At 73.0% G+C, this 11054-nt stretch carries 7 protein-coding genes; 3 read left to right on the top strand and 4 right to left on the bottom strand.

The window, feature by feature from the left end:
- The first annotated feature begins 127 nt into the window (after positions 1-127).
- Positions 128-1882 carry a gamma-glutamyltransferase family protein gene (locus AC1MIR_RS05745; protein WP_480027227.1) on the top strand — a complete coding sequence of 585 codons (1755 nt, stop codon included), beginning with the start codon at positions 128-130 and terminating at the stop codon, positions 1880-1882.
- Here the strand turns inward: AC1MIR_RS05745 and AC1MIR_RS05740 are convergent.
- The 4 genes from AC1MIR_RS05740 to AC1MIR_RS05725 all read right to left on the bottom strand — a co-directional run bounded on the left by AC1MIR_RS05740 (position 1783) and on the right by AC1MIR_RS05725 (position 7917).
- Entirely contained in the window at positions 1783-4926 is a 3144-nt protein-coding gene (locus tag AC1MIR_RS05740; protein ID WP_480027226.1) for an efflux RND transporter permease subunit, read from the bottom strand. The genes AC1MIR_RS05745 and AC1MIR_RS05740 overlap by 100 nt on opposite strands.
- 16 nt (positions 4927-4942) lie before the next feature.
- Positions 4943-6031: an efflux RND transporter periplasmic adaptor subunit gene (locus AC1MIR_RS05735; RefSeq protein WP_480027225.1), complete on the bottom strand. Its 1089-nt coding sequence runs from the start codon at positions 6029-6031 to the stop codon at positions 4943-4945.
- 61 nt (positions 6032-6092) lie between these two features.
- The gene (locus AC1MIR_RS05730) at positions 6093-6728 is read right to left on the bottom strand and encodes a TetR/AcrR family transcriptional regulator (protein ID WP_480027224.1); all 636 of its coding nucleotides are present in this window, start codon (positions 6726-6728) and stop codon (positions 6093-6095) included.
- 49 nt (positions 6729-6777) lie between these two features.
- A complete protein-coding gene (locus tag AC1MIR_RS05725) occupies positions 6778-7917 on the bottom strand; it encodes a 2-aminoethylphosphonate--pyruvate transaminase (RefSeq protein WP_480027223.1) in 1140 nt (379 codons plus the stop codon).
- Between the two features lie 91 nt (positions 7918-8008).
- Here AC1MIR_RS05725 and AC1MIR_RS05720 point away from each other — a divergent pair, with 91 nt between their 5' ends.
- Together AC1MIR_RS05720 and AC1MIR_RS05715 are read left to right on the top strand one after the other, a co-directional pair.
- Positions 8009-10000 carry a hydantoinase B/oxoprolinase family protein gene (locus tag AC1MIR_RS05720; RefSeq protein WP_480027222.1) on the top strand — a complete coding sequence of 664 codons (1992 nt, stop codon included), beginning with the start codon at positions 8009-8011 and terminating at the stop codon, positions 9998-10000.
- A partial coding sequence (locus tag AC1MIR_RS05715; RefSeq protein WP_480027221.1) for a hydantoinase/oxoprolinase N-terminal domain-containing protein occupies positions 9997-11054 on the top strand: 1058 nt, incomplete at its 3' end. The genes AC1MIR_RS05720 and AC1MIR_RS05715, both read left to right, overlap by 4 nt.

Genomic DNA, 11054 nt, shown 5'->3' with positions numbered 1-11054 from the left:
GTCGCCCCGCATGGATGCCCCCGTCCCCCTGGGGGGGGCGGAAGGGATCGCCCCTTCCGCGCGCGCCGCCCCCCCCCCGCCGCGCCGCCGGCGGGCCGGGCGCGCGGGATCGGCGTAGGATCGGCCCATGCCACGCCCGCCCCGCCGCCTGCCCAAGCCCCGCGCCATGATCGTCGCCCCGCAGCCCGAGGCGGCGGAAGCCGGCGCCGCGGCGCTGGAAGCCGGCGGCTCGGCGATGGATGCCGTGCTCGCCTGCGCGCTGGCGCAGGGCGTGGTGGACCCGCTGATGTGCGGGCTGGCCGGGCTCGGCGTGCTGACGCTGCACGATCCCGCCAGCGGCGCGACGGTGGTGCTCGACGCGCTCTCGACCTGCCCGGCCGCGGCGACGCCGGCGATGTGGGAGGACCGCTTCCTCGGCGAATGCAGCGACGGCTACGGCTTCCGCCTGCGCGGCGCGGTGAACGAGATCGGCCATGGCGCTGTCACCACGCCGGGCATCCTCCGCCTGCTGGAGACGGCGCATCGCCGCTGGGGACGGCTGCCCTGGCGGGGCCTGTTCGAGGCCGCGATCGCCCATGCGGAGGATGGCTGGACGATCAGGCCGCATGTGCATGCGATGTTCACCGCCGACGAGGCGGCCTATGGCCGGCTCTCCATGGCCGACAAGCTGGCCTTCACCGCCGAGGGGCGGGCGCTCTATCTGCGCGCCGACGGCACGCCGAAGCGCCCAGGTGATCGCGTGGCGAACCCGGCCATGGCGGCGACGCTGCGCGCGGTGGCCGAGGGCGGGGCGTCGGTGCTGCATGAGGGGCCGCTGGCCGATGTCATCGCCGCCGACATGCAGGCCCATGGCGGGCTGCTGACGCGCGCCGACCTCGCCGGCTTCCGCGTGGCCGAGGGCGCGCCGCTGCGCGTCCCCTTCCGCGGCTTCACCCTGGCCCTGCCGCCGCCGCCCTCGGGCGGGATCGTGGTGGCGGAGGCGCTGCGCATCCTCTCCGCCTTCGATCTCGCCGCGATGGGGCACAACAGCCCGGCCTACATCGCGACCGTCTCGGCGGCGCTGCGCATCGCGCTGGCGGACCGCGAGGCGCATGTCGGCGATCCGACGCGCCATCCGGTCCCGGTCGAGATCCTGCTCTCCGACGCCTATGCCGAGGACTGCGCCGCGCGCATCCGTCGCGGCGAAGCCGCGCGGCCATTGCGCTTGCCCGGCGAAGCCGCGCGGCCATTGCGCTTGCCCGGCGAAGCCGCGCGGGCATTGCGCTTGCCCGGCGAAGCCGCGCGGCCATTGAGCTTGCCCGGCGAGGCGCCGCGCGCGCTGCGCCTGGCCGGCGAGCCGCGCGACACCACCACCGTCTCGGCGGTGGACGGGCAGGGGATGGTGGCGACGCTGACGCATACCCTCGGCATTCCTTCCGGCGTCATCCCGCCGGGGACGGGGATCATGCTGAACGGCGCGATGAACTGGTACGACCCGCGGCCCGGCCGGCCGGGCTCGATCGCACCCGGATCGAAGCGCTTCTCCTCCATGGCGCCGCTGATCGTGTTCGAGGGCGAGCGTCCGGTCGCGACGCTCGGCGCGCCGGGCGGGGCCTGGATCGGCGTGGCGCTGGTGCAGGCGCTGCTCAACCTGCTGGAGTTCGGCATGGGCATGCAGGAGGCGGTGCAGGCGCCGCGCTTCGCCTGCACCACGCCCGCGCTCGATGTCTCCAACCGCATCCCGCGCGCCGTGACGGCGGAGCTGGAGAGGATGGGCCACAGGGTGAAGCGCAGCGCCTTCTCCTACCCCTTCGCGGCACCCCATGGCATCGCGTCCTGGGACGGCGCGATGGAAGGCGGCGCCGATCCCCAGCGCGACGGGATGGCGCTCGGCGTCGGCTGAACCCGCGCGGGGCGGCGCCCCAGCGCCAGCGCGTGCAGCGCCGGCACGACCAGCAGCGTCGCGATGGTGGCCACCGCGAGCCCGCCGATCATCGCGACCGCCATCGGTCCCCAGAAGACCGAGAGCGTCAGCGGGATGAAGGCGAAGATGGCGGCCAGCGCCGTGAGGATCACCGGCCGCGCGCGGCGCACGGTGCTCTCGATGATCGCCTCGCGCAGCTCCATCCCGGCCTCCGTATCCTGGCGCACCTGGTCCACCAGGATCAGCGTGTTGCGCATGATCATGCCGGCCAGCGCGATGACGCCGAGCAGGGCGACGAAGCCGAAGGGCATGCCCATCACGAGCAGCGCCGCGGCCGCGCCGGGGATGCCGAGCGGGCCGGTCGCGACAACCAGCGCCAGCCGCCCGAAATGCCGCAGCTGCACCATCAGGATCAGCAGCATCGCCGCGACCATCGCCGGGAACAGCGCGAAGAGGCTGGCATTGGCCTTGGCCGATTCCTCCGCCGCGCCGCCCGTCTCGATCCGCATGCCGACGGGCAGCGCGGCCCTGATCTCCGCAAGCCGCGGCAGCGCGGCCGCGGTGACGTCGGGCGCCTGCAGGCCGGGCGCGATCTCGGCCCGCACCGTCAGGAAGGGCTCGCGGTTGCGGCGCCAGAGGATCGGCTCCTCCATCGTGGGCTCCAGCCGCGCGATCTGCGCCAGCGGCACCGGGCCGGCCGCGGTGACGAGGTTGAGGTCGCCGAGGCTGGCCAGCGCGCCGCGCTCCGCCGCCGGCGCGCGCAGCACCACGTCCACCAGCCGCTCGCCTTCGCGCAGCCTCGTGGCGGTGACGCCGGAGAGCAGGCCCTGCACGGATTGCGCGACGGCCTCGGGCGACAGGCCGAGCTGGGCGATGCGCTCCTGGTCGAGCGCAAGGCGCATCGCCGGCGCGCGCTCGCCCCAGGCGAGCTGCACGTCGCGCGTGCCGGGCGTGGCGCGCAGCGCCTCCATCACCTGGTCGGCGACGGCGCGGAGCTGCGCGGGATCGCCGCCGACCACGCGGAACTGCACCGGGAAGCCGACCGGCGGGCCGAAATCGAGCCGCGAGACGCGCATCCGCGCTTCCGCCACCGCGCCCGATTCGGCGTAGGCGATCAGCTTCTCCCGCAGGCGTTCCCGCGCCGGCACGTCGCGCGACTGGATCACCAGCTTGCCGAAGGCCTCGTTGGGCAGGTCGGGGTTCAGCGCCAGGAAGAAGCGCGGCGCGCCGGCGCCGACATAGGCGGTGTAGGTCTCGGCGTCGGGATCGTCCGCGATCTGCCGCGCGACGCGCTCGGCCACCTCCCGCGTCGCGGCGAAGCCGGCGCCGGCGCGCAGATTGACGTCCACCAGCAGTTCCAGCCGGGCGGAGGTCGGGAAGAACTGCTTCTTCGTCAGGCCCATGCCGACGAAACCGGCGGCCAGCACCAGCAGCGTCGCGCCGAGCACGATGGCGCGATGGTCGGTGCACCAGGCGACGACGCGCCGCAGCGCGCGGTAGCCGCGCCCGTCATAGAGGTTCTCGTGATGCACCACCTGCTTCGGCACGGGCAGCAGCTTCACCCCGAGCCAGGGCGTGAACCACACGGCGACGAGCCAGGAGGCGATCAGCGCCGCGCCCACCACCCAGAAGATGCCGCCGGCATACTCGCCCGAGGTGGAGTTGGCGAAGCCGACCGGGATGAAGCCGGCCACCGTCACCAGCGTGCCGGACAGCATCGGCCCCGCCGTGCTGCCCCAGGCGAAGGCCGCCGCGCGCAGCCGGTCCCAGCCTTCCTCCAGCTTCACCGCCATCGCCTCGATCGCGATGATCGCATCGTCCACCAGCAGCCCCAGCGCCAGGATCAGCGCACCGAGCGAGACGCGCTCGAGCTCCATCCCCCACCAGAGCATGAACAGGAACACCGCCGAGAGCGTCAGCGGCACGGAGAGCGCGACGATCACGCCGGCGCGCAGCCCGAGCGAGAGCAGCGAGACCACCAGCACGACGATCAGCGCCGCGGCGAATTTCGTGAGGAACTCCGTGATGCTCTCCGCGACGATGTGCGGCTGGTCGGAGATCGCCTGGATGCGCAGCCCGATCGGCAGGTCGGCGCGGATGGCGTCGAGCTCGCGCCGCAGCTCGCCGCCGAGCTCAAGCACGTTGAAGCCGCGCTGCTTGGCGACCGAGAGCAGCACCGCCGGCTGGTCTTCCTGGTAGATCGCGGCGGAAGGCGGGTCGGAGAGGCCGCGATGGATCTCGGCGATGTCGCCGAGCCGCACGGTGCGGCCATCGGGCGCGGCGACGGGCACGTTGCGGATCGCCGCCACGCCATCGAGCCCGCCGCCGACGCGGATCTGCACGCGGGTCGAGCCGGTCTCCACCACGCCGGCCGGCACCACCGGGTTCTGCCGCGCCAGCGCATCGAGGATGGCGGTCGGCGGGATGCCGAGGGTGGCGAGCCGCGCCTGCGAGGCCTCGACGTATATGCGCTGCTCGATCTCGCCGGAGATCGCGACCTTCTCCACGCCCGGCAGGCGCAGCAGTCGCAGCCTTATCGTCTCGGCCTGGCGTACCAGCTCGGCGTTGTCGGCGCCGGTGAGCGCGAGCACGGCGGAATAGACGTCGGAATACTCGTCGTTGAAGAAGGGGCCGCGCACGCCGGCCGGAAGGTTCGGCACGATGTCGCCGACCTTCTTGCGCACTTGGTACCACAACGTCTGCACCTGGTTCGGCGGGGTGGTGTCGCGCAGCACGACGGTGGTGGTGGCGATGCCGGGACGGACATAGGTCTCGACGCGATCGAGCCAGGGCAGGTCCTGCAGCCGGCTCTCGATGCGGTCGGCGACCTGGGCCTGCATCTCCTCCGCCGTGGCGCCCGGCCAGGCGGCGCTGACCACCATCACCTTCAGCGTGAAGGAGGGATCCTCGGCGCGGCCGAGCTTCTGCCAGGCGCCGAGGCCGAGGGCGGCGAGCAGCAGCATCGCGAAGAGCGTCAGCGCGCCGTTGCGCACGCCCCAGGCGGAGAGGTTGAATTTTTCCACCGTCGCGCCCTCCGGCTCAGCGCAGCGTCGCGGCGAGGCGGGTCTGCACCACGCGCACGCGGCTTTCGGGATCGAGCAGCTGCGGGCCGAGCGACACCACGCGCTCGCCCGGCTTCAGCGGGCCCGCGACCTGCACCAGCGCCTCGCCGAGCGAGGTGACGCGCACCGGCACCGCCTCGATCCGCTCGCCCGCGACGCGCCAGACCATCGGTCCCTGCCCGCGGTCGTGCAGCGCGCCGAGCGGGAGCGTCGCGACCATGCCGGTCTCGCGCGCCAGCCGCACCGTGCCGGTCATGCCGAGCGCGACCCAGTCGGGCGCATCGGGCAGCGAGAAGCGCGCCGCATAGGTGCGCAGCGCGCCATCGGCCTGCGGCGCCACTTCGCGCAAGGTGGCGGCCAGCGGCGCGTCGGGCCGGGCCCAGAAGCGGGCCTCGGCGGTCGCGTCGCGCAGCTCCGGCAGGACGGATTCGGGCACGCGCACCACCAGCTCGCGCTCCGACGGATCGGCGAGGCGCAGCACCGCCTCGCCTTCCGGCACCACCTGCCCGGCCTCGGCCAGCAGCGCCGTGACGACGCCGGCCGAGGGCGCGCGCAGCGTGGCGTAGGAGAGGCGGTTCTGCGCCAGTTCCAGCGCTGCCTGGGCGGAGGCCACGCGCTCCGCCGCGGCGCTTGCCGCGGCCTGGCGCTGGTCGTCGAAGGCGGCGGCGACATGGCCGGCGCGCAGCAGCGCGCGGGAGCGGGCGGCGTCGTTGGACGCCTGGCGGGACTGCGCCTCGGCCGCGGCGAGGTCGGCCTCGGCGGCGCGGAGCGCCAGGGCGAGGTCGGCGGGGTCGAGCCGGGCGAGTTCCTGGCCTGCCGCGACAGCCTGGCCGACTTCGACGAGGCGCGCGGTGATGCGGCCGCCGGTGCGGAAGCCGACCTCCACCTGCCGCCGGGCCTGGACCGTGCCGGTATAGGCGGCGCGGCTTTCGGCCGGGGCGAGCAGGACCTCGGCGACCTGGACGGGGCGGGGGGCGGGCGGGGCGCTGGCCTGGGCGGCGGGGGGCTCGGCGCGGCAGGCAGCCAGCAGGGGCAGGATCAGGAGGGCGGCGGTGGCACGTCGCATGGGAGGCCTCGTGCGGTTGGCCTGCCCATAATGACCATCAACTGATGAAAGTCAATAATCGTCAGTCCGCTTTCCTCAGTCCCCGGACAACCAGGGCCAGCAGCCGGTCGAGATCGGCCGCCATCTCCTCCTCCGGCGTGCCCAGGCCCATGCATTCGGCGATCAGCACCGGATGGATGAAGGCGATGCCGGCCTGCTTGATCGCCTTGGCCGTCGCCTCCGCGTCGCAGGGGGCGAATTCCCCGGCGGCGATCCCGTCCATCAGCACATGGCGGATCGCCGTCGTGCAGGAATGGATGAAGCGCTCCACCACGCCCCAGTGCTCGGCCATGGCGGCGGTGACCATGTCGTGCAGGCGGCGTTCGGAGAAGAACAGGCCGAGATGCCGGCGATGCAGCGTGCGGACCAGCGCCGGCAGGCGCTCCCCGGCCGGGCCGGGCCCGCGGGCGATGTCCCAGATCTCCGCCTCGAGGCCGCTCAGCATCCGCGCGGCGATCGCCTCGTTGATCGCGGATTTCGAGGGGAAGAAGCGATAGACATTGGCCGGCGACATGCCGAGCTCGCGCGCGATGTCGGCCACCGCGGTCTTCTGGTAGCCCATCGTCTTGAACAGCCGTTCGGCGGTGTCCTCGATCCGCCGCCTGGTTTCCTCGGCGGGGGCACCGCGGCGGGTGGGGGCTTCGGTGCTGGCGCTCATGACAGTTTACATAATCCGTCACTTGTCAAAGCGCCAGCAGCATTCGCCGCTAATCCGGGCGCCCCATCTGCCGCACCCCCATCTCCCGCAGCGTGTCCGCCAGCGCATCCAGCGCGCGGCCGATGTCGTGCTCCGTGACGATGCCGATGCAGGCGATGCGGAAGGTGTTCGCCGCCGCCAGCCGCCCCGGGAAGATCACGAAGCCGCGCCGCTTCATGCCGTCATAGAGCTTCTTGAACGAGTAGTTCGGGTCCGGCGGGTCGTGGAAGGTCGCGACGATGGGCGAGGCGACGGAATCCTCCAGCAAGGTGCGAAAGCCCATCTGCCGCATGCCATCCACCAGGCGCCGCCAGCTGCGGCGGTAGCGCGCCTGCCGCGCCTCCAGCCCGCCCTCCTCCTGGTGCTCGCGCAGCGCCTCCGCCATGCCGAGCAGCAGATGCGTGGCCGGCGTGAAGCGGAACATGCCGGTCCGCTCCAGGTGCTGGTTCTGGTCCCAGAGGTCCAGCGTCAGGCTGTGGGCGTTGCCCTTCGCCTCCTCCAGCGCCGCCTTCTTCGCCACGACCCAGGCGAGGCCGGGCGGCGCCTGCAGCCCCTTGTTGGCGGAACAGACCACCGCGTCGAAGGCGAGCGCCTTCGCATCCAGCATGAAGGCGCCGTAGCTGGCCACCGCGTCGATCAGCAGCCCCTTGCCGCGCCGCTTGCAGACCTCCGCGATGGCCTCGATCGGGTTGAGGATGCCGGTCGAGGTCTCGCAATGCACCACCATCACATGCGTGATGGCGGGGTCGGCCGCCAGCGCGTCCTCGAATTGCTGCGGGGTGGGCGGGGTGTAGGGGGCGGTGCGGAAGCTGGCATGCGGCGTGCGGATCTTCCGCGCCACCTCCACCAGCCGGTCGCCATAGACGCCGTTGGTGTGGATCAGCAGCTTGCCGTTCTCCGGCACGAAGGTGCCGATTACGGCCTCGGTGCCCGAAGTGCCGCTGCCGACGAGGGGCACGGCGGTGTGGCTGCCATGGCCGTTGCCGAGATCGAGCAGGTACTGCCGGCAGAAGGCGATGGTCTCCAGCATCTTCTGCTCGCCGGAGGCATAGTCGTGCAGCATGGCCCGCTTGACGCGCATCGAAAGCGTCGCCGGGCCAGGGGTGAGCATCAGCGGCTCGTCCTCGATCCGCGCGCGGTCCTCGTCCATCGCCCTGCCTCCGGTGCCGGGCGCATCCTGCCATGCCGGCGCGCCGCCACAAGTATCGACAGCCCGCCTCGGCGCGCGGCAGAGTTGGGCCATGCTCGACCCCGTCACGCTCGAAGTGCTGGGCCGCAAGGTGACCGCGGCGGCCGAAGGCATGGGCTACACCCTGCAGCGCAGCGGCCGCACGCTCTATGTGAAGGAGGCGTCGGATTTCGGCACCGGCCTGGTCGGGCTGGACGGGCGCTTCTTCGGCTATCCGCGGACCATCGGCGTCAGCCACTTCCTGGACCTGGATTGCGGCCCGACCATCCGCGCCGTGCCCGACCTCGAGCCCGGCGACGTCATCCTGACCAACCACCCCTATGCGTCGGAGGGGCTGTCCACCCACCTGCCGGACCTGCACCTGATCCGGCCCTATTTCCACGACGGGCGCATCGTCGCCCATGGCTGGTGCTTCGTGCATTCGGCCGATATCGGCGGCCGCGTGCCCAGCTCGATATCGCCGTCCAACACCGACCTGTTCCAGGAAGGGCTGATGATCCCGCCGATGAAGCTGGTGCGGCGCGGCGAGCTGAACCCGGAGGTGGTGGCGCTCTATCGCGCCAATGTCCGCACGCCCGACCAGAACATGGGCGACATCCGGGCGCAGCTGGCGGCGCTGCATGTCGGCGGCCTGCGCGTGGCGGAGATGATCGCGAGCCACGGCGTCGAGACCGTCCTGGCCGCGCAGGAGGCGCTGCAGGACTACGCCGACCGCAAGGCCCGCGCCGTGCTGGCGCGCATCCCGGACGGCGACTACGAATTCTGGGACTACCTCGACGACGACATGGTCAGCACCTTCCCGGTGCGCATCCGCCTGACGCTGCGCAAGCGCGGCGAGGCGATCGAGCTGGATTTCGAGGGCACCGACCCGCAGGTGGCCACCGCCTACAACATCCCCACCATGGGGCGCCGCCATGCCTGGTTCACCGCGCGCATCATCGGCTGCGTCTCCACCCATGACCCGACCATCCCGATGAATGCCGGCGTCTATCGCTGCATCACCGCCAAGGCGCGCCCCGGCAGCCTGGTGAATGCCGAGCCGCCGGCCGCCGTCGGCGTGCGCCAGCCGAGCGGGCGGCGCATCTTCGACATGGTGACCGGCGCGCTGCTGAAGGGCGACCCGACGCTGATGGCCGCGGCCTCGGGCGGCGTCTCCACGCCCGTGGTGCTGGCGGAGGAGGAGACCACCCAGGGCGACCGCAACGTCATCGTGCTGGAGCCGATGATCGGCGGCATGGGCGCGCGCGCCGGGCATGACGGCGTGGACGGGCGCGACAGCGGCACCTCCAACCTGGCGAACAACCCGCTCGAGAGCATCGAGGCCGCGGCTTCGGTCCTGGTGCGCAACTATGCGCTGCGCGCCGACAGCGGCGGCCCGGGGCGCTGGCGCGGCGGCTGCGGCCTGGAATTCACCTTCGAGGTGCTGCGCGACGGCTGCACCGTGCTGGCGCGCGGGATGGAGCGCTGCCGCTTCCCGCCCTGGGGCGCGATGGGCGGCCGGCCCGGGGCGCCGTTCCGCGTCATCCTCAACCGCGGCCGCCCGACCGAGCAGGTGATCGGCAAGATCGACCTGCTGGAGGTGGAGGCCGGCGACACGGTCACCATCCTGACGCCCGGCGCGGGCGGCTATGGCGATCCCTTCGCGCGCGATCCGGCCGCGGTGCTGCGCGATGTGCGGCTCGGGCTGGTCGGCGCGGAGGCCGCGGCGCGCGACTATGGCGTGGCGATCCGCGACGGCGTGCTGGACGCGGCGGCGACCGTCGCGCTGCGCGCCGCGCGCCCGCCGCGCGCGAACGAGGGCTTCGACTTCGGCGAGGAACGCGAGGCCTATGAGGCGGTCTTTCCCGACGCGGCGCAGACACGTCTGAACGCGGCGCTGTTCGGCAAGCCGAAGCGCCAGCGCGGCAGGTTGCGGCGGCGCATCCTGGAAGCCGCGGTGCCCGACATGCCGCGCGCCGGCCACCGCCCGCTGACCGAGGTGCTGGCCGACCCCGCCGCGGCGCGGGCGCGCTTCGAGGCCGCCTTCGCGGACCTGCTGGCGTGACCGGGGCGATCCGCGTCGGCATCGATGTCGGCGGCACCTTCACCGATTTCGTCCTGGCCGGCGCGCCGGGCGGCCTCGTGTTCCACAAGGAGCCGAGCACGCCGCACGATCCCTCGGCCGCCGTCGAATCCGGCCTGCTGGCGCTGGTGCAGAAGGCCGGGATAGGGATGGGCGATGTCGGCCTGCTGGTGCACGGCACCACGCTCGGGCTGAACGCCATCATCCAGCGGCGCGGCGGGCCGATCGGGCTGGTGGTCTCGCCGGGCAACCGCGACGTGCTGGAGATCGCGCGCTGCCGCATGCCGAATTCCGTGGACTTCCACCTGACGAAGGAGGAGCCGCTGGTCCCGCGCGACCTCTCCTTCGAGATCCCGGCGCGGATCAGGGTGGACGGCACGGTGCTGATGCGCCCGGACGCCGCGGATTACGACCGCATCGCGGGCGCGCTCGGCCAGGCGAAGGTCGCGACCGTCGCGGTGATGCTGCTGCACAGCTACCTGCATCCGGCGCTGGAGGCCGAGGTGGCGGCGGAGCTGGGCAGGCGCCTGCCGGGCGTGCCCGTCTCGGCCTCCGCCGCCATCTGGCCCGAGATGCGCGAATACGAGCGCGCGCTGGTGGCCGTGCTGAACGGCTTCATCGCGCCGCTGATGCAGGGCTATTTCGCGCGGCTGGAGGAGCGGCTCTCGGTCCGCGGGCTGCGCGCGCCGATCACCATCACCACCTCCAACGGCGGCACGGTGGCGCTGCGCAGCGCCCGCGCGCGGCCGATCGAGACGGTGCTGTCGGGCCCGGCCTCCGGCGTCGTCGCCGCGGCGCGCGCGGCGGAGCGCACGCCGCATCAGCGGCTGATCACGCTCGACATGGGCGGCACCAGCTGCGACATCGCGCTGACGCGATCGGGCGCGCCGGAATACACCACGCGCACCACGGTCGGCGACTTCCCGCTGGTGCTGCCGGTGGTCAATGTCTCGGCCATCGGCGCGGGCGGCGGCTCCATCGTCTGGATGGACCCGCAGGGCGTGCTGAAGGTGGGGCCGCGCCGCCGCCGGGGGGG

This window comes from Falsiroseomonas sp. RANM36 (assembly GCF_056682175.1).
This window is presented reverse-complemented; position numbering and strand designations above follow the sequence as displayed.